26 protein-coding genes are annotated in these 24,678 nt (G+C 39.2%); 16 read left to right on the top strand and 10 right to left on the bottom strand.

Going from position 1 to position 24,678, the window contains the following annotated elements:
- Window positions 1-126: 126 nt before the first annotated feature.
- The 3 genes from EZL74_RS10140 to EZL74_RS10130 all read left to right on the top strand — a co-directional run bounded on the left by EZL74_RS10140 (window position 127) and on the right by EZL74_RS10130 (window position 3,517).
- A complete protein-coding gene (locus EZL74_RS10140; RefSeq protein ID WP_240034588.1) occupies window positions 127-495 on the top strand; it encodes a hypothetical protein in 369 nt (122 codons plus the stop codon).
- 115 nt (window positions 496-610) lie between these two features.
- Window positions 611-1,462 (top strand): hypothetical protein, encoded by an 852-nt coding sequence (locus EZL74_RS10135; RefSeq protein WP_240034587.1) that lies wholly within the window; start codon window positions 611-613, stop codon window positions 1,460-1,462.
- 63 nt (window positions 1,463-1,525) lie between these two features.
- Window positions 1,526-3,517, top strand: a complete 1,992-nt coding sequence (locus EZL74_RS10130; RefSeq protein WP_131476495.1) for a TonB-dependent receptor plug domain-containing protein — start codon at window positions 1,526-1,528, stop codon at window positions 3,515-3,517.
- 75 nt (window positions 3,518-3,592) lie between these two features.
- On the opposite strand, the gene EZL74_RS10125 is transcribed toward EZL74_RS10130, so the two are convergent.
- Window positions 3,593-4,015 carry a hypothetical protein gene (locus EZL74_RS10125; protein ID WP_131476494.1) on the bottom strand — a complete coding sequence of 141 codons (423 nt, stop codon included), beginning with the start codon at window positions 4,013-4,015 and terminating at the stop codon, window positions 3,593-3,595.
- An 11-nt stretch (window positions 4,016-4,026) separates the two neighbouring features.
- Window positions 4,027-5,217 carry a T9SS type A sorting domain-containing protein gene (locus EZL74_RS10120; RefSeq protein WP_131476493.1) on the bottom strand — a complete coding sequence of 397 codons (1,191 nt, stop codon included), beginning with the start codon at window positions 5,215-5,217 and terminating at the stop codon, window positions 4,027-4,029.
- A gap of 371 nt (window positions 5,218-5,588) precedes the next feature.
- On the opposite strand from EZL74_RS10120, the gene EZL74_RS13295 reads away from it, so the two are divergent.
- The 11 genes from EZL74_RS13295 (at window position 5,589) to EZL74_RS10070 (ending at window position 13,865) form a co-directional block, all read left to right on the top strand.
- On the top strand, window positions 5,589-5,855 hold the full coding sequence (locus EZL74_RS13295) for a DUF1203 domain-containing protein (protein WP_240034586.1): 267 nt from the start codon (window positions 5,589-5,591) through the stop codon (window positions 5,853-5,855).
- Window positions 5,782-6,069, top strand: coding sequence for a DUF1203 domain-containing protein (locus EZL74_RS13290; protein ID WP_317125808.1), 288 nt, complete (start codon window positions 5,782-5,784; stop codon window positions 6,067-6,069). Before EZL74_RS13295 ends, EZL74_RS13290 begins: the two co-directional genes overlap by 74 nt.
- A gap of 276 nt (window positions 6,070-6,345) precedes the next feature.
- A complete protein-coding gene (locus EZL74_RS10110; RefSeq protein WP_131476492.1) occupies window positions 6,346-7,146 on the top strand; it encodes an SDR family oxidoreductase in 801 nt (266 codons plus the stop codon).
- A 6-nt stretch (window positions 7,147-7,152) separates the two neighbouring features.
- Window positions 7,153-8,892 carry a tetratricopeptide repeat-containing sensor histidine kinase gene (locus tag EZL74_RS10105; protein ID WP_131476491.1) on the top strand — a complete coding sequence of 580 codons (1,740 nt, stop codon included), beginning with the start codon at window positions 7,153-7,155 and terminating at the stop codon, window positions 8,890-8,892.
- Window positions 8,889-9,635, top strand: a complete 747-nt coding sequence (locus EZL74_RS10100) for a LytR/AlgR family response regulator transcription factor (RefSeq protein WP_131476490.1) — start codon at window positions 8,889-8,891, stop codon at window positions 9,633-9,635. The genes EZL74_RS10105 and EZL74_RS10100 overlap by 4 nt, the downstream gene beginning before the upstream one ends.
- A gap of 101 nt (window positions 9,636-9,736) precedes the next feature.
- A complete protein-coding gene (locus EZL74_RS10095; RefSeq protein WP_131476489.1) occupies window positions 9,737-10,267 on the top strand; it encodes a hypothetical protein in 531 nt (176 codons plus the stop codon).
- Window positions 10,264-10,761, top strand: a complete 498-nt coding sequence (locus EZL74_RS10090; RefSeq protein ID WP_131476488.1) for a GNAT family N-acetyltransferase — start codon at window positions 10,264-10,266, stop codon at window positions 10,759-10,761. The genes EZL74_RS10095 and EZL74_RS10090 overlap by 4 nt, the downstream gene beginning before the upstream one ends.
- A 67-nt stretch (window positions 10,762-10,828) precedes the next feature.
- A complete protein-coding gene (locus EZL74_RS10085) occupies window positions 10,829-11,377 on the top strand; it encodes a Crp/Fnr family transcriptional regulator (protein WP_131476487.1) in 549 nt (182 codons plus the stop codon).
- 109 nt (window positions 11,378-11,486) lie between these two features.
- Window positions 11,487-12,056: a DinB family protein gene (locus EZL74_RS10080; protein ID WP_131476486.1), complete on the top strand. Its 570-nt coding sequence runs from the start codon at window positions 11,487-11,489 to the stop codon at window positions 12,054-12,056.
- A 180-nt stretch (window positions 12,057-12,236) separates the two neighbouring features.
- Window positions 12,237-13,235, top strand: a complete 999-nt coding sequence (locus tag EZL74_RS10075) for a T9SS type A sorting domain-containing protein (protein WP_131476485.1) — start codon at window positions 12,237-12,239, stop codon at window positions 13,233-13,235.
- Between the two features lie 339 nt (window positions 13,236-13,574).
- Window positions 13,575-13,865, top strand: coding sequence for a GIY-YIG nuclease family protein (locus EZL74_RS10070; protein ID WP_131476484.1), 291 nt, complete (start codon window positions 13,575-13,577; stop codon window positions 13,863-13,865).
- A 668-nt stretch (window positions 13,866-14,533) separates the two neighbouring features.
- On the opposite strand, the gene EZL74_RS10065 is transcribed toward EZL74_RS10070, so the two are convergent.
- The 5 genes from EZL74_RS10065 to EZL74_RS10045 form a co-directional block, all read right to left on the bottom strand.
- Window positions 14,534-15,715 (bottom strand): cytochrome-c peroxidase, encoded by a 1,182-nt coding sequence (locus EZL74_RS10065; RefSeq protein WP_131476483.1) that lies wholly within the window; start codon window positions 15,713-15,715, stop codon window positions 14,534-14,536.
- A gap of 4 nt (window positions 15,716-15,719) precedes the next feature.
- Window positions 15,720-15,962, bottom strand: a complete 243-nt coding sequence (locus EZL74_RS10060; RefSeq protein ID WP_131476482.1) for a hypothetical protein — start codon at window positions 15,960-15,962, stop codon at window positions 15,720-15,722.
- Window positions 15,955-16,443 carry a periplasmic heavy metal sensor gene (locus tag EZL74_RS10055; protein WP_131476481.1) on the bottom strand — a complete coding sequence of 163 codons (489 nt, stop codon included), beginning with the start codon at window positions 16,441-16,443 and terminating at the stop codon, window positions 15,955-15,957. Before EZL74_RS10055 ends, EZL74_RS10060 begins: the two co-directional genes overlap by 8 nt.
- A gap of 2 nt (window positions 16,444-16,445) precedes the next feature.
- On the bottom strand, window positions 16,446-16,724 hold the full coding sequence (locus tag EZL74_RS10050) for a hypothetical protein (protein WP_131476480.1): 279 nt from the start codon (window positions 16,722-16,724) through the stop codon (window positions 16,446-16,448).
- Between the two features lie 67 nt (window positions 16,725-16,791).
- Window positions 16,792-17,337, bottom strand: a complete 546-nt coding sequence (locus tag EZL74_RS10045; RefSeq protein WP_131476479.1) for an RNA polymerase sigma factor — start codon at window positions 17,335-17,337, stop codon at window positions 16,792-16,794.
- 131 nt (window positions 17,338-17,468) lie between these two features.
- Here EZL74_RS10045 and fabG point away from each other — a divergent pair, with 131 nt between their 5' ends.
- Window positions 17,469-18,215, top strand: a complete 747-nt coding sequence (gene fabG, locus EZL74_RS10040; RefSeq protein ID WP_131476478.1) for a 3-oxoacyl-[acyl-carrier-protein] reductase — start codon at window positions 17,469-17,471, stop codon at window positions 18,213-18,215.
- 79 nt (window positions 18,216-18,294) lie between these two features.
- Window positions 18,295-20,322 carry a hypothetical protein gene (locus EZL74_RS10035; RefSeq protein WP_131476477.1) on the top strand — a complete coding sequence of 676 codons (2,028 nt, stop codon included), beginning with the start codon at window positions 18,295-18,297 and terminating at the stop codon, window positions 20,320-20,322.
- Here the strand turns inward: EZL74_RS10035 and EZL74_RS10030 are convergent.
- From EZL74_RS10030 to EZL74_RS10020, 3 genes are all read right to left on the bottom strand, one after another.
- Window positions 20,317-20,700 (bottom strand): ribosomal maturation YjgA family protein, encoded by a 384-nt coding sequence (locus EZL74_RS10030; protein ID WP_131476476.1) that lies wholly within the window; start codon window positions 20,698-20,700, stop codon window positions 20,317-20,319. The genes EZL74_RS10035 and EZL74_RS10030 overlap by 6 nt on opposite strands.
- Window position 20,701: 1 nt before the next feature.
- The gene (locus EZL74_RS10025) at window positions 20,702-22,348 is read right to left on the bottom strand and encodes a phospholipase D-like domain-containing protein (RefSeq protein ID WP_131476475.1); all 1,647 of its coding nucleotides are present in this window, start codon (window positions 22,346-22,348) and stop codon (window positions 20,702-20,704) included.
- 128 nt (window positions 22,349-22,476) lie between these two features.
- Complete coding sequence (locus EZL74_RS10020) at window positions 22,477-24,570, bottom strand: LTA synthase family protein (protein ID WP_131476474.1); 2,094 nt, start codon at window positions 24,568-24,570, stop codon at window positions 22,477-22,479.
- Between the last annotated feature and the right edge of the window lie 108 nt (window positions 24,571-24,678).

The following is a 24,678-nucleotide window of genomic DNA, read 5'->3' as shown; positions in this document are numbered from 1 at the left end:
TAGTCATACAAAAATCAAATTTTAACGCACTACATTTGCCCTGTAAAACTACAGTATGCTCTTTTAGTATAGACCCAATAAGAGATTCGTTTAGTTTTTACCGAAATCTAAAACAAGTTTCATTCCGTGAAAAAAACGGTAATCATAATAGCTTTAATCATGTTGCTCAAACCGGTCTTTCCGGTGGTTGACTACATTGTTAATTATGACTACATCTCCAAAGTGCTTTGTGTCAATAAAGCCAAACCCGAGATGCACTGTAACGGAAAATGTCACTTGATGAAACAACTGGCCAAAGAAGCCGAAAACGAAAAGCCGCTTACGCCAACTAAAAAGGGTACTTCTCAGGAAACCGAAACTTTTTTCTGTTTGTACTTTCATCCTTGTGAAGTGCCTCAAGTATATGGGAATCCATCTTTCAAAGTAAACACACACTACACCAATCTCTATGATTATACTACTGCAGGAAGTGTGTTCCATCCGCCCGCTGTTTAATTAATTGTTTTGAAGAGTCAATGAGTTCCTAAGGCTTTTTGACAGGACAGTTATGTCCAAAACCTATCGGATTATAATTCCGACAGGCATGATATTAATGTAAACAAACAAAAAAATGAAACGCATATACAACATTATGGCTACAGCAGCCACAGCTTTACTATTGTCTTTAACTTCATGCTCCAGCAGCAGTGATTCACCGGTTGTGGATGAATTGGCTAATATTTCCAAATTTCAGGAAATGACTAATGATACGCATGTCATCGAATTGTATTCCCACTTGGGAGGCCTGCAACAAGGGTATAACGAAATCTCTATACGCATCAAAGACAAAACCACCGGAAACTACATCAAAAATGCCTCAGTAACTTGGCAGCCTTTAATGCACATGAACATGATGACCCACGCTTGTCCGTATTCTGAAGTAGAAAAAGTGACACCTTCCGGTACCTTGTATGAAGGATACATTGTTTTTCAGATGGCGCAAAACGCTACAGAATACTGGGATTTACAAATCAATTATACCATTGACGGAACTGATTATACTGCAAAAGACGTAATCGATGTGCCGGCTTCTACCGATAGAAGAGTGAATAGCTTTACCGGTACCGACGGCGTAAAATACATAGTGGCTTATGCCGAACCGCACCATCCCAAAGTAGCGGTGAACGATATAATTGTAGGCATTTTCAAAATGCAGGATATGATGCATTTTCCGGTTGCTGACGGTTATTCTTTAGAAATAGATCCACGCATGCCAAGTATGGGTAATCACGGTTCGCCTAATAATGTGGCGGCCACTCAAACCGCTCCCGGCGAATTATATATCGGTAAGATGTCATTAACCATGACCGGTTATTGGAAAATCAATTTAAAACTAATCAGTCCTGAAGGCACAGTATTAAAAGGAGAGTCAATCACTGACACCGTTACCGAAAGCAGTCTTTATTTTGATTTTGAATTCTAAAATCCAAGAAGTACTAACAAAGGTCAGGAGTATACTGCTTTTGACCTTTTAAAGTCTTTTCAAATGAAAATACATTTTATAATTGCGGCTCTGATCTCCGGACTTTACAGCCAGGCTCAGGAGGTTTCCAATGATTCTCTTAAGCCCAAGGAATTAAAAGAAATCATTGTAATCGGCAAAAAAGTACCACTGGCCGAAAAGCAATCCAAGACGCTGTCTTCTATTGATGAATATCTGCAAAAATCAATCAAAATAGGCATGATTAAAAGAGGCGCTTACGCATGGGAACCCATCATCAACAGCATGCCAACAGAACGCACTTTGATTACCATTGATGGTATGCGCATTTTCGGGGCCTGTACCGATAAGATGGATCCGATTACTTCTTATGTCGAAGTGTCTAATCTCTCCGAGGCTACCATTTGTTCCGGGCAGGAGGGAGCCTGTTACGGCAGTACTATTGGCGGATCGGTTGATTTGAAACGAAATCAGAACAAATTTGACCAACAAAAATGGGACATCAGTCTCAACTCCGGTTTTGAGTCTAATAACCGTCAAAAAATCATAGGAACTTCAGTAACCTATGCCGACAGTTTACTTTATTTTGATACCGATTTCATGTATCGAAATGCAGGGGATTATAAAGCCGGCAATGACAAAGAAGTTCTGTTCTCTCAATTCAAGAAAATCAATTTCTCCGGAACATCAGGTCTTAAATTGGCCGCAAATCAGCTACTGGAAGCTTCTGTTATTTATGATAAAGCTACCAATGTGGGCTATCCCGCTTTGCCTATGGATGTGTCTTTGGCCGAAGCACTCATTACATCTTTAAAATGGCAATATGTCCCTAAGAATTCGATGGTCAAAGATTGGGAAACCAAAGTCTACTTTAATACCATTACCCACAAGATGGATGACACGCACCGCCCCAATGTGCCCATCCACATGGATATGCCGGGTTGGAGCAAAACGTTTGGCTACTATTCAAAAGCGAAGGCTGTCTTAGGACAACATCATTTTTTGGCAAATTTGAATGCGTTTTATAATCAGTCCAAAGCTGAGATGACCATGTATCCTCAAAATCCGAACGAAGCACCTATGTTTATGTATACCTGGCCCGATGTGCGCACTTTTTACCAAGGCATTTTTATAGAAGATGATTACGTGTTCAATTGCCATTCCGGAATCAAATTTACAGCAGCTGCCGGCCAACACAGCAACAAGGTCGCCAGTGAGTTCGGGCTTGAAAGCCTGCAGATTTTTTACCCCGAAATGAAAGCGCAAAAAAACCGCTTCTTGAAAAGTTTAGCCATCAATTATCATCTTGATAAACCTCGTTTCAGTTATGGATTCGGATTGGGGTATGGTGAACGTGCTCCTTCTGTGTCAGAAGGTTATGGGTTTTATCTATACAATAGCTTTGATAACTTTGACCAAGTGGGGAATCCCAATCTCAAAAATGAAAAGTCTCTGGAAGGAAATGCTTTTATCGAACTTAAAAATGATAAAGCAAGCCTCAAATTAAGCTCGTCTTACTTCCATATCAATGATTACATTATTGCCAAACCTAACGCCACATTGGTGCCTATGACTTTAGGAGCCAATGGTGTAAAAGTGTATACTGCGGTTTCTTATGCCGTGATTTGGAATGCAGGATTAACCACCACCTACAAATTGACGCCCGAGTTAAAATGGAATGCTCAACTGCTCTATACTTACGGAAAAGATGCTCAGGATGTAAACCTCCCGTTTATAAGTCCGCTGAGTTATACTGCCGGACTTGCTTTTCGCAAAAACAGCTATTCGGCCGAGTTGACCTTGCAGGGCAATGCTACGCAAACCCGTTACAGCCCATCATATGGCGAAGACCGTACTCCTGACTATGCCGTAATTAATCTGGGGGTAGGATATAATTTCAAATGGAATCCGTGTTCAGTCGGACTCAGAGTAGGTGTCGAAAATGCATTAGATACCTATTACACTACTTATTCCGATTGGAACAATATTCCGAGAATGGGACGCAATTTTTATGCTGATATAATCTTTAAACTGTAGATAGATAATTCTGAAAATAAAAACCGATTAGGAAACTAATCGGTTTTTTCTTTTCATAAAAATTGATTGTCAAAATCAAAAAGAATAATCGGGCAGACTTTTAATCAGCGTGGGCGAATCGGTAAAGAATCGGATGATGACCCCGCTGTTTTGGTTCCAATCCAGAATGATATAGAGCTTTTTCTCACCGTCAAATTCTTTTTTCATCAAATAGTAGCAACCCAAAAGTGGTTTTTCTTTTTTTAATTTTTCTTCGATAGAGTATATCTTTTCTAATGGTAATTGAAGCTCTGGATTTTTGGCCAGTTCTAATTCCATGTAAATTTTCATAGAATCATTCAACGGCGAACTGTATTCAAAAAACAAACGCTCCCTCAGAGAACCGATTAAGACAGATTGTCTCTTTTCATACCTGAACTGTTCTATCGGAGAACAATTGTAAAAGACAACCAACAAGAACAAACATAACAAGTAGCGAAGGGAAAGAGTGTGTTTCATCAGTTGAAGTGTTAAGGAACAATAACTTTTTGAGTAACGATTTGACTGTTGGTCAAAAGCTTCACAAGAAATATACCTTTTGAGTTCAAAGTTAGGGTTTCATTCACAGAGTTGCCATTTTGGGATTGGATTAGCCTGCCGCCTAAATCGTAAACGTCTATCTTTTCAATGATGCTGTTACTCGCTATCGTTATGATTCCATTTGATGAAGGGTTAGGATAAATGCTGATGTCGCTGCGCAATTGCGGATTCTCAATGCCCAAAGATTCCATTTTTTTGAAAAAAACACCTTCATTGGTAGCAACGTACAGGTTGTCTTTGAATTCATCCAAGCCATAAGTATAAAAAGGCAGTAACTCGTTATAACTGCTCCAGGTTGATTGACTCAGTGCGGTGTTGTTTCTTTTCTGAAAATAGGTGTAATTGGTAGTAGCATCAAGGGTTAGTGAATACATAAACTGGGCTCCCTGGTACAAAAACCGGTTGATACCGTTAATCAATCCGTTCGCATCCGAAACCCAGGTATCACCACCATCATCAGTCCGAAGCAAACGATTGCCCCTTGCCATAAATATGGTACCATTTTGGTTTACGGCATCATCAGCCGATAATCCCGGAGCATATCCGTTGAGGTAATAATCCTCTACCCATTTAGAAGTCTCCGGATTGAATCTGTAAAACGTCCCATTGGCTCCTGCAAATGCGTAAAGCTTCCCGTTGAGAGAAACTATTTTATTGACATTATAAGAGTAGGTAGGTAAATCATAAGTCATGTTGTTCCAGGTTCCCGAAATGTTTCGCCAAACTCCCGAACCCTGACTGCACAGGTGCAGACGTCCTTCATGAACAATAAAAGTACTGATGTGAAGTCCCATTAAAGCATGTTGCCATTGAGAGCCCGTGGCTGTACTTCTGTAGTATACACCATCAGACAGGGTCCCTACATAAAGTGTGTTGTTGAATAAAGTGATACAAGTTGGAGTAATGATTACCGGATGAATGCTTTCAACCTGCCAGTTGTTGCCATCGGCTGAGGTGTACAACTTATTTTCTGAAGCGGCATACATTCTGCCATCAAGGTTTTGTATGGCGGTAAACTCTCTGTGAGGCAGCGAGGCAACCGGTGTCCATTCCTGAGCATCGACATGAGTCAAAATCAGTAATGAAAATCCAAGGGTGATTTTAGTGAGTAATCTGTTCATGTTTTTGATTTTAATGATTTTACAGCTCAAAAATAACAGCACTATCACAATTCATTAATTTAAAATGTAATGAAAGTGAAAAATGGCAGTATGAATCGGTTTTAGTGTTAACCAGCTCTTTTTAAGCATCTTTGGTGCTGTCTGAGTAATAAAGAACTTGGTTTTTTGCTGATGTTCCCAATATTCGCTTTCACAACATCTTTTGATTCTCTGGTTGCATTTTGTGATTAGTGCCTGCATCTTGGTTTATACATTTGACAACAGATAAGCATCATCAAAATCAAAAAATGAAACTATTAATTTTTATCATTATTGTTTTGCTGGGATTTTACACTATTCATAACTATTACAATAACAGATAAGATTATAAAATGACAAATAATTTCAAACTCATTGCTTTAAACAAAACCCCTTTCACAGTCTATTTCGATTTACCCGAAGACGAATTGGAAAGAATGAATATTAAAAGAATGATTGTAGATAAATTTCCGGGGTTTCCTTGCAGAGTAAGTTTGGAAGACGCCGAAATAGGGGAAGAGGTTGTATTGCTCAATTTCGAACACCATGCTGTACCATCTCCTTACCGGGCAAACGGACCAATCTTTATTCGAAAAAAAAGCGGTTACCAAATCCTTTAACGTAAATGAAGTACCAAAAATGTTTGATCACAGAGTTTTGTCAATCCGGGGCTTTGATAAAAATGCAACAATGATTTATGCCGATGTAATTCAGGGTATTGATTTAAAGGCAACTTTACATCATGTTTTTATTAATCAGGAAATAGATTATTTACACATTCATAATGCAAAACCGGGATGCTATAATTGTATGGTAGTAAGAGTTATAAGTTAAGTTATTAAAACTAGCTGTTAAAATTCTGGGATTACAAATAAATTGGGTTAAAAAAAGTATTTTTTGCTCCGCTTATGCGGAGTTTTTTTATTTGAAGCTATTGCTTTTATAGCATTAAAATGTACTTTCATTACACTTTCATACGAGTGACGCTTAGCTTTCTTGTAGATTTGTCTGATAATTTTAAGATTCATAATCTTTTGTGCTGTATTGCTCTCGCATCAATTCATCATATGATCGTTTTTATTAATTTTATAAAGTAGTAATCAGGAAATCATGGGAAGACTAGCCAATCGTATCGTTTTAGTTACCGGTGCTGCCAGAGGAATCGGTAAAGCCATAGTTGAAGTGTTTTATAAAGAAGGCGCAAGGGTTATAGTTACCGACATCAGAAGCCAAACAGAAACGCAATGGGTTCAGACATTAGGTAACCGAGCTGAGTATATGCATCTAGATGTAAAATCAGAAGCGGCTTGGTTGGATACCACTAATTACATTAAAGAAACCTACGGACATCTGGACGTATTAGTTAATAATGCCGGAATAACCGGTTTTTTAGAAACCAAAGGCCCATTTGATGCCGAACATGTTGATTTAGCTTCCTGGGAAGAAGTCCACCAGGTTAATTTAAACGGAGTAATGTTGGGCTGCAAATACGCTATTCAACTCATGAAAGAAAAGGGTGGGAGTATAGTAAATATTTCTTCCCGAAGCGGGATAGTGGGAATTCCGGCGGCTGTAGCTTATGCTTCAAGCAAGGCGGCGGTTAGAAATCACACCAAAAGTGTAGCCCTATATTGTGCCGAAAAAGGATATCGCATTCGCTGTAACAGCATCCACCCGGCTGCTATCATGACTCCTATGTGGGATGCAATGCTGGGTGACGGAGAACAACGCAGGCAGTTTATCAATCATATTGAAAGTGGAATTCCCTTAGGACATTTTGGGGAAGCTGTTGATGTGGCTTATGGTGCGCTATATTTGGCCTGTGAGGAATCAAAATACGTGACCGGAATTGAACTCACCATTGATGGTGGCATCTTAGCGGGAAGCGAAGCCAAACCTACTCAAAAATAAGGATCCATGTCAAAATATACCCTGTTATTTATTTGTACTACTCTGTTATCCTACGGTCAAATCAGGAAAGGAGATGCGTTCAGGAATAAAATCGATTCACTGAACAGGGTGGCTTTTGATGCACCGGTGCGGGTGGCTAAAATGACAGATTCCATGTTGGTTATCGCCAAACAAAAAAAACGCTCCGTTGATATAGGTTTGTTGTTATTGGTAAAAGGGATTACCGAAACCTGCATGGGAAATAACGGCAAGGCACTCAAGTACCACATGAGGTCTTACGCTATTTTTGATTCGCTCAACCTCAATGAAGGCAAAGTTTTTAGTTTGGGCAATTTGGCAGCGGTAGAACTCAACATGGAAAACTACCCCAAAGCCCGACTATACTTAAACAGAGCATTGCAGATTACCGATAAAAAAGATTTTAATAATCTCAAAAATATCTATGTAAACCTCGGTGTTTCCTACGATCATGCCGGTGATTACCACAAGGCTATCGAATACTATCAAAAAGCCATTCCCTACATGCAGCAGTCGCAAAATTACAATAGTGTGGCAATGAATTTTCACAATATGGCTGTGGCATACGGAGAATTAAAAGACTTTAAAAACGCCGAATATTACAGCCTTAAAGCGTTAGAATACCAAAAAAAATCGGGCAGTGAACGTACCTTAGCTATAGTCACTTTAGCTTTGGGCGATTTGTATACCGATTACAATCAATTGGAAAAAGCTAAAAAGTATCTTGACATAGCAGGCAAAACGGCAAGAGCGCTTAAAACACCCTATTATATTCAGGCCTATTATGAAGAATACTACGAATGGTTAAAAAAGAAAGGCAATTACAAACAAGCGGCAGTATACAGTGATTCTCTGATTGCCATTACCAATAAAATCAATTCAGAAGACAGACTCCAGGCTACGACCGAATTGGAAGCCCGATTTGAAAACAACATCAAATCTAAAGAAATTGAACTCCTCAAAGTACAAAAAAAGCTGCAGGCAACCGAGATCAAAAAGAATGAAACCTGGCGTTACATCTTAGCGCTGATTACAGTGCTGTGTATCATCATCATTTTTATACTCTATCGAAACTACAAACTAAATCAAAAAGCCAATCAGTTGTTGAGTCAGGAAAAAGATGCTTTAGAAAAACAAAACCTCCGCCTGGAAAACGAAAATATACTGGTTCAATTCGAAACGCTCAAAAATCAGGTGAGCCCCCATTTTCTGTTTAACTCACTCAATGCACTGTCCTCATTAATTAAAACCAACCAACAGAAAGCTGTAGAATTCACAAACTTATTTTCCAAAATATTCAGGAATACGCTTGAGCTCAAAGACCGACACCTGATTACCTTAGCTGAGGAACTACAGCACGTCAACGCCTACCTGCAACTGCAGAAAATGCGTTTCGATGACAATTTGGTGCTCGATGTTCAGATTGATTCGCAGGCGCTCAATGGTTTTCTGCCTCCGTTTTCATTACAGATGGTGATAGAAAATGCCGTGAAGCATAACATTATTTCCTCCGAGGCTCCTTTGTATATCAGCATCAGCAATACCGGAGATTTTTTGAGGGTGACCAACAATCTTCAGCAAAGAAATTATGTCGAAGATTCTACCAAAACCGGTTTAAAGAATATCATTTCACGCTACAAATACATCACCACCCTGCAACCGGTTTTTGAAATCAGGAACGATCAATTTGTGGTTGAATTACCCATCATAAAAGAAGAAAACGAATGAAAGTTGTAATCATAGAAGACGAAAAACTGGCTTCCGACAATTTGGTGGCCATGATTAAAAAAGTAGATCCGTCTATAGAAATTGTCAAGGTTATTGACAACGTAAAAAAAGCCATTGCCTGGTTGTCAGAACAGCAGCCCGACCTGATTTTTTTAGACATACATTTAGGCGATGATATTTGCTTTTCCATTTTTGAAAATATAAAGGTTACGGCACCTATTATATTCACTACTGCCTACAACCAGTACGCTATCAGGGCTTTCAAACTCAACAGCGTTGATTATCTGCTCAAGCCGTTTTCAGAAGAAGATTTACAATTTGCACTAGACAAATTCAAATCACAAAACAGTAAACTGGCTGTAGATATGAAAAAACTTCTGGAAACCATTATTGATAAGCCTTCTTTTCAGGAACGGTTTATGGTGGTATCCGGTCAAAAAATCAAGAGCATTTCCATTGATCAGGTAGCTTATTTTCTGTCGGAAGGACGTTATGTAAAATTAGTCTCCAAAAACAACGAAAAATTCCTGCTCGACCAATCGTTGGAAAGCATAGAGCACAAGGTTGATCCCAATCATTTCTTTCGCATCAACCGTCAGGTTATTGTAGGGTTTGACAGTATTCAGCAAATGATTGTGTGGTCTAAAAGCCGCGTCAAGTTAGAACTCAAACCGGCAACCGATTTTGATGTGGTGGTCAGTATTGACAACTCGGGCGAATTTAAACGATGGTTAAATCGATAGCCATCATGTGTTGTTAAATTTTTAATGATTACGTTATATGATCTTTTTTAAATATATAGTTACTAAAGAATTAGACTTGTATTTAATTAAATATTTTCAACATGAATAATATAAAAAACATTGTCCTTTTTACCTTATTAGCAATGTACAGCTTTGCATCAGCACAAACGAATACTGATACACCCGATGCTTTGTACCGCAATTTTTCAAAAGCTTATGCCGAACTCAATTCAGAGCAGCTTGTGCAACTGTATACCACCGATGCCAACATCATAAACCTGTACCGTCAGCAACCTCCGGGTTCATATACCGGCCAAGCCGAAATAGCCGTTTTTTATCGCGACTATTTTCAAACGGTGGCCCGTCATAATCAAAAAATGGAATTGTCCTTCAAGATAGTCCAGCGCAAAACAACGGGAGAACATTCCATAACCGATTGCGGATATTTTGCACTGCAAATTACTGAAGACGGAAAAACAGTCAGTACCCTCTATGGTAAGTTTTGTACCCAACTGCAACAGGAAAAAGACCATTGGGAATTCAAGACCGATGCCGCTACCGATGCCACCGCGCAGGAATATGAACAAGCTTCTACTGTAAGTATAAATCATAAAAGTGTTTCTAAAGGATGAATATAAAGCTTCATACGCATCGTCTTTCAATTATACCAATGGGTTTACAGGACGCTTCTTTTATTCAGGAACTTGTAAATACCGATGGCTGGCTGCAGTTCATTGGCAACAGAAACATTTACAATTCCGCTGATGCCAAGGCCTACATAACCAAAATCATTACAAATCCCAATACCGATTACTGGACAGTATTCTTAAAAGAAACTGCGGTTCCTGTAGGCATCATCACTTTTATCAAAAGAGAGCACCTGCAATTTTCCGATTTGGGTTTTGCTTTTTTGCCTCAGTACAGTAATCAAGGCTATGCTTATGAAGCAGCAGCTGCCATGCGCAATGAACTGATTAAGAGTAGAGAAAAAATACTGGCAGTCACACTCAACGAAAACCACAAATCCATCCAATTGCTTCAAAAGCTCGACTTCAAACCCGAAGGGGAAATTACAGAGCCGTCAGCAACGTTACTTTTATTCGGTTATTCCTCCAACTTAAAATAGGGGAGTGTTTGTACAGCGCTCTTGGTTGTAAACCAGTAATTTTTATACTTTTGGGGAAAGTTTTCCGATGAACGCACCAAAAGAGCTTAATTTATGGGCCAATCTTCGCAACCCGGATGAAATTTATTCCGAGAGAATCACTATTCAGCGTGATGAATACCTAGTGGCAGAAGGTATGGTAGACCAATACCTCTACATGGTTGAAGAGGGTGCATTCAAAATTTTCTACATCACCGAGTATCAGGAACAGATTATTCGTTTTGGTTATCCCGATTCCATCATGAACTCTCCCGTTTCATTTTTTACCGGTGCACCTTCCGAGTTTTACATACAGGCTTTGAAAAAATCAGTGGTACTTCGCATTCACCGCAACGACTTTTACGAGTACATCAAACAAAACAGCACTTTTTTGCTGCAGTACACTCAGGCACTGGAAGCTATTGTAACCCAGTTAATCACTCGCGAAACCGATTTGCTGACGGTGTCGCCAACAGAACGCTATCAAAGAGTTTTTAAACGAAGTCCCCAGCTTTTTCAGCATATCCCGGCCAAATATATTGCTTCCTACCTGCGCATGACGCCCGAAACTTTCAGCCGCATCCGTGCACAAAAATAACCACATACACCGAAATTGATTCAAATCAATTTTTTATAACAGTCATTGTCTGAATTTTGTCCCCAACAAATAGGAATCAAAATAATACGCACAATCAATAAAAAGGAGTATGAAAATAAACACTTTGGCATTAGTAGATGACTTGCACGACAGAACTCAAAAAGCCTCAGCCTTAGTCAACGTATTTCAAAAACTGGAGGAACATCAACTCCGCCAGAAGACCCACCCCGAGGCCTGGTCTGTTTTAGAATGCATTGACCACCTCAACCGGTATTATACCTTTTATTTACCGGCATTAAAAAAAGCCATACAAACGGCACAGACCAAAGCCGGTAACAGCAGTTTCAAAACCGGTATACTGGGGCAATTCTTTGTAAAACTAATGGAACCTAAGGCCGGGAAAATTAAAAAGATGAAAGCATTGGCCCAAATGAATCCTGTAAATTCAAACGTGCAGCCCGAGGTTTTACAACAGTTTATAACACATCAGGAGGAGTTGCTCTCGTTGTTAGAAACCTCCCGAAACCTCAATCTGAATGCGGTACAGGTTCCTACGGCTATGTCAAAATGGGTAACCATCAGCTTGGGCGACACCTTTCGGTTTATTGTTGTTCACAACGAAAGGCATTTGCTTCAGGCACAGAACTGTTTAAAAATTACCGCCGGCAGTTTTGAGTAATAAAGAGAACCTTACAAGGCAAAGCCTCATCAGACTGTTCATGTACAAAATAATCGCTTTCATGACAAAATAGTATCACTACACATTCAATCAACTGTAGTTTCACGCCGTCAATCATCAATAGTTTCAATCATCAATCATCAGAAGTTTCAATCATCAATCAAAATCATTCAATCAATCATGATCAAAAAACTAATATTCATTACAGCTTTAGCGCTCAGTTCGTTTATAGCTAAAGCACAGGTCAGCGACTATTCTTTTCAGGATAACGGTAGTTCATTTCCTTACCTGTCAGCATCGGGTGCTCCGGTAACCGAGCATATCGTTAATGACGACGTAGTGTCACCGGCTGTGGTAAGTTTACCGTTTACCTTTAAGTTCGGCGGAGTCAATCAAAACAGCCTCGGCATTTCCGAAAACGGCTTTGTATGGTTTGGCCCGGCTCAGCCCAACGAAGTTTCCCTAACAAACCCCCTAACAAATTCTCAGTTAGATTTAGTTCAGGGCATCATATCGGCTGCCGGTATCGATCTTCATCCCATCAATACCAATCTGGCACAAACCAAGATTAGTACTGCAGTACTTGGGCAGGCACCCAACAGGGTCTTTGTAGTCGAATGGTACGGCACAGCCCGAATAGAAACCATAGACGACCCAACGAAAACCGATATCATCGATTTTCAGATTCGGCTATCCGAAACCACCAACAAAGTCGATATCGTGTACGGCAGAACCATACTCAACGCCAACTTCACCAGTTATTTAGAAGTAGGCTTAAAAACAACCGATGTCGATTTCAACACCCGAACCACAGTCAACACGCTTTGGTCTGCTACTTTGCGGGGGACAGTTATTGATGAGAAGTGCAAACTCAGCACCTTGAGCAAACCCGCCTTTGGGCAACGCTTCAGTTGGACTGCCAATACCCTGAGTTCGGCTGATTTTGATCTCAACAAAGTGGTAGTATATCCGGTTCCGGCCACAACGGCACTCACGGTACAAGGATGGCCCAACACCGGTTTTGAATACGTCATATTCGATATGAGCGGCAGAAATATGCTGCAGGGGAACACAGAACAAAATACCCTTTCGGTCGATAGTCTTGCCGCGGGTCATTATGTAATAAGCATCAAAAGCGGTGATCTGGCATTACACCGCAAATTTGTCAAAATACAGTAAATAACACTTCCCGTTAGCTTGTTTTATATAACAGCGATAGAGATGTAAGTTGGATTTTTAATTTTTTTGGTAGAATCCTGTTTGTCACAAGGCAGACAGGATTTTTTTATATACTGACGACAGATCACCGCTACATCCGTCACTTCAAGCATCAAAAACTCCGTCACTTCGAGTGTCCGCCTCAGGCGGACGTATCGAGAAGCCATCACTTCAAGCATCAAAAGAAACCGTCACTTCGAGTGTTTTTGCGTAGCAAAAAAGTATCGAGAAGCCATTATGTCAAGTTTTCACCTAAGAGCATCGAAAAGCTTTTTAAAATATATTTCTTACTTTTAAAACATGAAACCATCATATGTATACATACTTAAATGCTCGGATGGAACTTATTACACAGGAGTCACCAGTAATTTGACACAAAGAATATACCGCCACGACACAGGTTATTTTCCTGATTGTTACACTTACAAAAGAAGGCCGGTATCACTAGTATTTTATTGTGAATTCACCAATATTAATCTGGCATTTGAAAAAGAAAAGCAAATCAAAAAGTGGTCAAAAGCCAAGAAAGAAGCCTTAATTGATGGTCATTATGATGCGTTGATTAATTTGGCAAAAAAGAACTTCAAATGAAGTAGGGGTTCTCGATACAATTTTCTCTCCACTGCGTTCCGAGAAAATCACTCGAACTGACGATTCTCTATATCCTTCACCACTACATCCGTCACTTCGAGTGTTTTTGCGCAGCAAAAAAGTATCGAGAAGCCTCCACTGCGTTCCAAGAAAATCACTCGAACTGACGACCGGATAGTAAGAGAGGCAACACTTCAAGTATAAGATACCGTCACTTCGAGTGTTTTTGCGTAGCAAAAAAGTATCGAGAAGCCTCCACTACGTTTCAAGAAAATCACTCGAACTGACGATTTTCTTTATCCTTCACTACTACATCCGTCACTTCGAGTGTCCGCCTCAGGCGGATGTATCGAGAAGCATTTTCTATACAAGGGTTCTCGATACAATTTTCTCTCCACTGCGTTCCAAGAAAATCACTCGAACTGACGACTGAGTGGTAGGAGTAATGACACTTCAAGCATCAAAAAAACCGTCACTTCGAGTGTCCGCCACAGGCGGATGTATCGAGAAGCCCTAACGTCAAGCATTCACATCAAGCATCAAACCTCGTCACTTCAAGTGTCCGCCCAGGCTGATGTACCGAAAAGCCTTCACCCTCAGATAATTTACAAGCTTCACCCCAAAGCACTCCCCACAAAAAAGCCCCTCAATTGAGGGGCTCAGTATTTTTAGTTAGAAAAAGGATTAGACCACTTAGGATCCACATACACATTGGTTCCCGAGAGGGTTTTCAGGAAAGCCATCACAGCATTCACCTCCTGAGCCGTCAGATTCAGTTTTTGACCATTACCACCCGGGCGCAGTTTAGGGTCAAGCGCATTGGCATTTCCGGGAGCTATGGTAATGTTGCCATAATGTCCGATAACCGTTTGCAGGTCGGTGAAAACTCCGGTATGCATCATCGGGCCGTTAAGAGTTCCGTTTGTTTTTACCAAATCGCGCAGCGAAGGAGCACGTGTATTGGTCACATCTATACCGGTTCCGTTCAGTACACCTATGATACCATTGTTGCCCGAGTTAGGGGCTATATCAAATTCGGGGGCCGCATGGCAACCGGCACAACCCAATCCGCCTCCCGTTCGGCTTCCCGTGGCATCAAACTGCGGGGGAGCCTGAAACAGTTGCTTTCCCTGATTCTCCTGATTGGTAAAATTAGGAAACGGTTGCCCGTCATTCGCAACCTGAGCCCGTCCCACATCATACTTGCTGTCAAACGACTGTATGCTGCGTACAAACTGTGCCAAAGCCAACTGAATTTTATTTTCGGTTATTTCTTCAGTACCATATACAAATTTGAACAGCTCTTTATAGTACCCAATTCCGCTCAGTTTGGTAATCAAATTGCTGAAGTCTTCATCGCCATTTGCTCCGCTGTATCCCATTTCGTTATGGTTGCGGATGGGCTGGGTAGTTTGTATTTCAAGAGTAGCGGCGCGTTCATCCCAAAAGAACTTGTTTTCATTGGCAAAACGGGCATTAATCAAACGCATGGCATGACGGCCTGTGGTACCGTTTACCCCAATACTGGCTACATTGGTATCGCTGAAAGCATTGGCCTGCTGATGACAAGTGGCACACGAAACAGTATTGTTAGAGGATAGGTTTTTATCATAAAACAAAACCCTGCCCAGTGTGGCTCCTTTATCAGTAATAGGGTTAGCCATGCCGTTATCTTTGGTAATATAGGTCGGTATGGTTTGATTGGCGTAGTTAGCCAGATTATCCAAGTCGATACTGTTGCCAAAGGTGGCTTTAACATTGGCATAAGGGTCAACATACGCTTCAGAAGAGTCGTTGCTGCAGGACCATAACGAAAGTATGGCCAGTAAGGAAATCCATTTTGGTTTCATAGGCTTATTGGTTAACGATTATTTTATAGGCATCCGCATCGGTATTATTGCCAATTCTCAAAAAGTAAATTCCGTTATAAACGGCTTGTAAATCAAAAACACTCAACGTATAGTTTTGATTCAAATCAAACGGCAGTTGGTCAAATTTGGGCAGAAAATTGAGATACAACAAATCCGTTTTGTGTTGAACAGTGCTCCTCCAACCAAACAACAAAATCAAAACCATGACTATACCGCTTTTACTCATGTTCCGGGCCTTGAGGTTTGGGCGCGAAGATGCGGGCTAACTCTTCGGTCAAATCATTAAAATCCTTCAGCTGGTCTTGACGACAAAGCTTTTTAATGTCTTCAAAATGCTTGAAATGCGTTGCTTCTACTTGCTTTTGATATCCGTTTAACACGGCAATCAAACTGTCTTTAGCCTTAAGATTAACCTCCGTCTGCATCAACTGAGAATAAAGTGCTCTTTTGGTTTGACGAATATTTCGGTCAAGTTGGCTAATGGTGGCTTGGTGCCACTCAATTAATTGATCGTATTCTTTTTGCTGAAGAGCATCAAAATGCAATTGATCAATAATAATGGTTCTGGGTTTGGGTCTGCCCATAGGTGGGCCTTCCATAGGAGGACGGTGACCTTTCGGACCGTTTAAAAACAAAAAGCCCAAAGTAGCTAAGTTGAGCAATAAAAGGCCAATCACGGCTATCGTTAGTAATTTTGTCTTTTCCATGGTTATCGGTATAACTGATTGCTTTGGTTGATAGTGGTTTCCAAATAAGCTGAAGTAGCACTGTTCTCGGTTTTCGTCTCCGTTTCAGAAAGCATTACTGTAATGTTCAAGATGACTAAAACGGCCACCGAAGCCGCCACAAGCCACACCGTTGTTGGTGATACAGTATCCGGTCGGTTTATTTTCTGTCTGATTTTGTATAGTAAATCATCGCCGGGCTCCACCGCTTTCATGCCGTTGGTGCTGTTCAGTACTTTTTCTATCCAATTGTGTTGTTCCATTGTTCAGCTGAATTTAAGTGTTCTGAATTGGTTTCAGAATTTCAGTTATTCTTTTAGACGCAAGTCTTTATTTTTTCTTGCGGTAGTTTTTAAATTTTTCCCCTAATTTTTCCTGAAGTGATGCTTTGGCTCTGAAAATCAACGATTCTACCGAAGAAATACTCAACTGCATAATCTTTGCTATTTCAGGATTGCTCAATCCGTCCAGTTTAGACAACAGGAAAGCTGTTTTCTGATTTTCCGTCAGCGTATTGATAACTTCAAAAAGCAGTGCGGCATCTTCCTGGTTTTCCATTAAAATTCCGGGGTGTTCAAAGGTGGCAGTATTTAAGTATTCCTGCTCATGCTGACTTTTTGGGCCAAATATAAAAAAGCGTTTACGACTGTTTTTCTTCTTGATAAAATCCAAACAATGATTGATGGTAATGCGGTAAATCCAGGTTTTATGCGAAGATTGGTGACTGAAATGTCCGAGCGAATGGTACACCTTTACAAATACATCCTGAGTAATTTCCTCGGCATCTTCAAGGTTTTGCAGATAATTCAAGGCCACGTTGAACACCAGTACTCGGTACTCATGATACAGTTGTTCAAAATGGTTTTGGTTGTTCATCTTCGGGTTGGGTCAGGACTTTTCGACAAACAATAATACTAAAGGTTTAAATACAAATGTTATTTTTTCCTAACTATAAATTATTCTATATTTGACCTTTCATTAAATTATCAAATCTAACTTTTATTACAATGAAATTATTAGAAGGAAAAGTAGCCATCATTACCGGCGCAAGTAGAGGAATAGGAAGCGGAATTGCTAAAGTTTTTGCTCAACACGGAGCTAATGTAGCTTTTACTTACAGTTCTTCGGCCGAATCAGCTTTGGCTTTAGAAAACGAATTGTCTGCTTTGGGAATCAAAGCTAAAGGATATAAATCAAATGCAGCCGATTTCAACGAAGCTCAAAAATTGGTTGACGATGTAGTAGCCGATTTTGGAAGTGTTGACGTACTAGTCAATAATGCCGGAATCACTAAGGACAACCTTTTAATGCGTATGAGTGAAGAAGATTTTGATAAAGTAATCGAAATCAACTTAAAGTCGGTTTTCAATATGACCAAAGCAGTTCAGAAAATCATGCTGAAAAACCGCAAAGGTTCAATCGTGAATATGAGTTCAGTAGTAGGAGTGAAAGGAAATGCCGGTCAGGCCAACTACGCCGCTTCAAAAGCCGGAATGATTGGGTTTACTAAATCAATCGCTCTTGAATTAGGATCGAGAAATATCCGTTGTAACGCTATCGCTCCGGGATTCATTGAAACCGAAATGACAGCAAAACTAAACGAAGACGTGGTTCAGGGCTGGAGAGATTCTATTCCGTTAAAAAGAGGAGGAACTCCCGAGGATGTAGCCAATGCGTGTTTATTCCTGGCTTCAGACATGAGTGCCTATGTTTCAGGACAAGTGTTGAATGTTTGCGGAGGAATGTTAACGTAGTATTCAGTCAGCCGTTTCAACAGAACCGGATCATTTTAAAAACTGAAGACTAATAACTGAATACTGATTCACTATTTATATGAACACATCAACAATTTTGCTATTACTCGTATCAATACTAATTGCTGCCGGTGTTTCATTTTATCATTATTTATACAAGGCCAAAAACAAGTCAAAAGCGACTTTGTTTTTGGCTTTCTTGCGTTTTTTTACGGTATTTGGTTTGTTACTCTTGTTGATTAACCCCATAATTTCCAAGAAAACGGTTGAAACTATCAAAACACCATTACCTATTGTCATTGATAATTCAGCTTCGATAAAAGATTTGAAAGCCGATAAATCGGCCTTGGAAGTATTTGAAAAACTAAAAAACAACAGTGCTTTAGCCGAAAAATTTGATGTGCAGACGTATCAATTTGATGAAGATTTTTTGCCATCGGATACCATCGATTTCAAAGGAAAGCAGTCTAACATTGACATAGCCGCCAAAAACCTCAAAAGCATATACAAAAACCAGCATTTCCCAACGGTTCTAATTTCGGACGGAAATCAAACATCAGGCGATGATTTTGTGTTTGCTTTCAACCCGGATAATAAGGTTTATTCTATAGTTGTAGGCGATACAGCAACGTATCTCGATTTAAAAATTACCCAGTTAAACGTTAATAAATATGCGTTTCATAAGAATAAATTTCCGGTAGAAGTTTTTTTAAATTATTCCGGAACGAAATCGGTGAATGCTTCTTTCAAGATTTCACAAGGAAATACAGTCTTGACGGAACAAACCGTTGCTTTTTCTCCCGCCAAAAAATCTGCCACACTCAACCTTTTATTACCGGCAGATAAAGTAGGATTGCAAATTTTAAGAGCCACTATCACTTCAAAGGAACAGGAAAAAAACACCTATAACAATACCAAAAATTTTGCCGTTGAAGTCATTGACCAAAAAACGGAAGTAGCATTGATATCGGCTATGGCTCACCCTGATCTGGGTGCTATTAAACGCGCCGTAGAGTCTAATGCACAAAGAAAAGTAACTATCCTTAAACCTAATGAAATCAAATCATTAACTGATTATAATATTTTAATATTATACCAGCCTACGATGGAGTTTAAAACTGTTTTTGAGCAAAACAGCAATACAAAAGTCAACACCTGGATTATTACCGGAAACGATACCGATTTCAATTTTTTAAATCAAAATCAGAATAGTTTTTCGTTTAAGATGAGCAGTCAGAAAGAAGATTATTTGCCATCATTTGATAGTCAGTTTAATCTTTTTGCGCTTGATAATATCGGCTTTGAACAGCTACCGCCTTTAGAAAACAGTTTCGGAACAATTACGGCTAAAACCAACACGAATACTTTGTTGTGGTCTACCATCCGCAATATTGCTACCAATCAACCGTTGTTGGCATTTACAGAAAATCAGGGCTCACGCAATGCTTTTTTGTTTGGAGAAAACATTTGGAAATGGCGGGCACAAACATATATAAACAAAAAGAGTTTTGCCGATTTCGACATTTTTCTTGATAAAACCATTCAGTTTTTAGCTTCCAATAACAACCAAAAGTCTTTGGTGGTCAATCATGAACGCTTTTATAATTCGGGGGAAGGAATTGAAATTACGGCTCAGTATTTCAATAAAAATTATGAACTTGATGAAAAGGCCCGACTTACAATATCGGTCACAAATACCAAAACCAAACAAGTTAAAAACTACGATTTGCTCAGAACCACGAATGCTTTTCAGGCAAATTTAGACGGACTAGCTGCCGGAACTTACTCGTTTACCGTGAAGGAATTGAACTCTAATTCTTCATACAGCAGCAGTTTTGAAGTTTTAGATTTTGACATTGAAAAACAATTTGTAAATCCGGACTGGAATAAATTGAATCAGTTAGCATCACAAACCAAAGGGAAAGCGTATTTGGCTAACCAAACCGATTTGTTGGTGAAACAACTTCTGGAAGACGAAAGTTATGTAGCGGTTCAAAAAACCATTGTCAAAAAGACACCTTTGATTGATTGGGTTTGGTTATTAGTCTTAATCGCTGTTTCTCTATCAGCCGAGTGGTTCATCAGAAAGTACAACGGGTTGTTATAAATTTCTTTTTTTCATTGCTTCTTCTACAGCAAGTACTACTAGAGCTCCGATTGTATAGGCCGCAAAATCAGTGTATTCAAATGAATTGCCCAATACAATGTGGGCTGTTTTACTGTGTTTAAGACCAAGTCTTTCGACTAAATCAAAATACTGCAGCGTTTCAATACTAAAGGCAAAGACCATTACCAATAATATGGCTGTTGAAACTTTCAGATTCAGAAATGATCTGACAAAACAATAAATAAGGATGACCACCAAAACATCACCTACATAGGGCCTGATGATTGTATCGTGTACAAAAGAAGCAATCAGAATTTCGACAATAAACAATAAAACTGTCCATCCAAAATACTTCCGATTGAATTGAAATACAGACAAGTTATTCTTTGATTACTTTATAATGCCAAGTCTTACCGCTGCTTTGAATGGTAACAAAATATAGTCCGGCAGCCTGACTGTCAATAGTAATGTTTTCGTGAACTAAACTCGGGAATTCATTACTGTAAACATTTTTTCCCATAACGTCGTGAACACTAACTGTAACATTATCCAAGGCATAAGCATTTTGCGTGTCAATGGTTATTAAACCCGAAGTAGGGTTGGGGTAAAGTTTAAACTCACGGGTGGTAAACTCCGGATTTGCCAATGTTAAAACACCACCGGCATCTAAATACAAATAAGCAAATGCCTGATAATACTGATTGGCAATATTCAGGTCGTGAACAATAAGGGTGTTTTCGTCGTTTCTGTTTTCGGCTGAACTGCTCCAATTGTGAGAGCCCAATAATACCAATGGGTCAGAAGTACTGTTGAAATTATCAACAACCATGAATTTGTGATGCATAATACCGCTGTTGGTAAATTTAACCACATGATTAGTTTGTAAAGCTGCTTTTAAAGTTTCAAATTGATTTCCGGTTGGATTTTGAGTATCCATTACTATGTTTAAATTCGTCAATCCTCCATTGTATTTGCTGATTATAGCATTGCTGATATCAGTTCGGGTCAGTACCATAGTCGCAATGTTAATATCGCTGTCAGCCGAATTGATGGCCGAAATTATTTTAGAAGTAACATTGTCGCTCGGGCTGAAATAACTGTTGATGGTTTTTCCTCCTATGATGTAGGTATGCGGAGTATTATCCGTTTTGTAAGGTCCGAATCGGGAGTTTACTAAATCAGGAGTCGCAGTGGAGCTACCCCACATTTCCTCAAATTCTATTTTATAGCCCAAGGCTAAGGCCTGGTCCTGAATGGTGATAACACTGTTTCGGTCAGGACCGTCAATTTGAACCACTGTCCAATTGGTTGAACCGGTCCAAACATAAGGTTTATTCGGATCGCTGCTGTTGGCATCAAAAATGACAAATTTATTGTGCATGATTCCATAACTGGAATTATTAGGACTGGCCAAAGTAGGTATACCTGAATTTAATAACGGAATCATAGCACTGCTGGTACTTCCGTCGTAAATGACTCTAATCTGAACACCTCTGGCATAAGCGGCATTGATAGCTCCTGCAATTCCGGTCACAGTACTGGGTGAATAAGAGTTGTAAATAGCAATATCTAACGTGTTTTGACAAGCATTAATGTAACTGATCAGCATATCATCGAGCGTATTGCCTAAGTTAACAGCAGGTTGAATTTGGCTGTAACTAGTATTAACGGCATGGTTGAAATAAACATTAATTTCGCCCGAAGAAGCTGAAGGACTGGCTAAATATGTCGTATGTTCCGAAGTTCCTTTTTGTGTAACGGTCTGATACTCTACTTTGATTATTTCTGCCGGAGATAAGTTATCTAAAACATAACCATTTCCTTCTTTGCGAACCAGAATCGGTTTTTGGGTATTTACATCAATGGCATTGGTGATGATTGCGTTTGACTGATCGAATTGTAAATCAATTTTTGCCTTGTTGTATGTAATAGTATAATCGTTTTCTTTAACGGTTTGCTGACTATAAGCCAACGAAATGCCAATAGCCATAAAAGCTATTGCAAGCCAATTTTTGTGCCTCATCATAAGTGGTATTTGGAACAAAAATATATAAAAAACGATTAGTTCAATCGATATTAACTTTTGTACCGACAACCTTTATGAAATCAGTGGTATTATCTTACGATTAATAAAATCAACCGATAATAGTTAAACTATTTCTGATATTTTTTATGCTTTAACAAATAAGCAGAAGTTTGGTAGTAAGCAATAGTTTCATTCACTAAATCTTCACGAAGAGTTTTCATTGGTTTTTCTTCGAAATACAACTGAAAATTAGTGCCAACTTTGGGATTTGGCTGTTGAATTAACTCGAATTGCTTGACTTTTTTAACCGGTGAAATGATGGTTAATACATTATTTTTTATATATCCTAAATCCTGATAAGTAGCTATAAAAGCACGGGGCGTATAACTGCTGTCAAAAATATTTTGGCCATAAAACTTATTCTCGTAATCAAAATGCAGGAGCCCGAATAATGTAGGCATCACATCAATTTGCGACATCAGTGTATTCACTTCTTTAGCCGGAATCATGCCAGGTGCATAAATCATGGCCGGAATACGGTATTTATCCATAGGCAATTCGGTTTTACCTGAACTTGAGGCGCAATGATCGGCCAAAATAACAAACACGGTATTTTTAAACCAAGGTTGCTTTTTAGCCATGGCGAAAAATTGTTTCAGTGCATAATCAGTATATTTTACACCGCCTTTTCTTGATTTTGACAGACCTGAAATGTCAATTTTTCCTTCCGGATACGTAAACGGTCTGTGGTTGCTCACGGTCATAATGTGGTTGAAGAAAGGTTTATTTTCCTGAGCTTCAGAATTCATAACTTTGATTGCCTTTTTATACATGTCTTCATCACAAACGCCCCAAACGTTTGAAAACGTAATCTCTTGGGGAGAAAATGTTTTTTTATCGACTATGTCATAACCATTGCCACCAAAAAAATCACCCATATTGTCAAAGAAAGCATCTCCACCATACATGTATTTCACGTTATATCCTTTTTGTTTGAAAATGCTGCCGGTTGAAAATTTATTTTTGTTGTCTTTTCTTTTCACAACGCTTTCGGCGGCACTTGGCGGCAAACACAAGGTTACAGCTTCCAAACCACGAACCGTTCGGTTACCTACAGCGTACAGATTAGTGAACTGCAAACTTTTGGTGGCCAAAGAATCTAGGAAAGGAGTGATGTTATCCTCGTTGCCATACGCTTTCATGTATTCAGCGCTGTAGCTTTCAATGGTAATCAACACTACATTTTTATGTATTTCGGTGGAATCGCTTTTCGTTTTTCTTAAACTACTCTCGTTAGCAGTACCCGGTAGTTGTTTGTGCAATAAAGCAAAAGCTTCCTCTTGGGGCATGGTTTTATAAAACGTATCAAAATCGAGTTCACTACTCATGAATGCTACATAAAATTTATAAACGCCATTGGCCTGTAATTCATTGGTGAAAACATTGGAGGAATTTTGCTGTTTGGCCAAAAAAGGAATAGCTCCTAATGAAATGATAAATAAGACGACATAAATCGCCATGTTTTTTATTTTATCGGTAAAGGACGGTAGTTTTTCAAGAAATGGTTTTGTTCTCTTAACGATGACATAAGTGAAGAAAGCAGCAATGAGTCCAACTCCGGTAAACAATGGAATGACTGGGTAAGATTCCATGATGTTTCCAATTACGGTATTGGTATAAACCAAATAATCAACCGCTATAAAATTATACCGCACGCCAAACTCGTTCCAAAAAAAGAATTCGCTGATGGCATTTTGAATAATCAATAAAACAAAAATGAAAATGGTAATAGTATACAATCCTAATCGTATGTTTTTGCGGTACTTAGGCAAGAATAACAACAATCCAAAAGCAATCGTTTTAATGCCGATGAAGTACATTCCGATTTCGGGCAATGAGCCACCGTATTCGTTTAAAATGGTATTGCCGAAAGTCACATACAGAAACAGGGCAACAAAACCGGCGAAAATGATATATCCCCAAGGTTTATAGTATTTTGAATCGGATAAAAAGAGTAAGTATAACCAAAGAAAAATTGCGGCTACAGTAAAAACAAAAACATCAGAAACAAACCCTAACGCAAAGATGTTGATAATCTCTAAAAAACCGAAATTGGATTGGGTAATCGGATGGAAAAGCAGTACAATTCGAAGAATAAAATTGGCCAGAAGAAACAGCAACGTCAAATTAACGAAAGGAGAATACTTTTTGAAAAACTGCATATTTATTTTTTTTTGACAAAATAACACAATTATAACTTCTCCGGTTCAATTTTCAATCAATTTCTATTAATATTTGATTAAAATAGATTCGATTGCATTGGCAAGACC

The sequence above is a fragment of the Flavobacterium silvisoli genome, from assembly GCF_004329815.1.
GTDB classification, from domain to species: Bacteria; Bacteroidota; Bacteroidia; order Flavobacteriales; family Flavobacteriaceae; genus Flavobacterium; species Flavobacterium silvisoli.
Note: the sequence above shows the minus strand (reverse complement) of the source record. Positions and strands in the feature narration are given on the sequence as shown.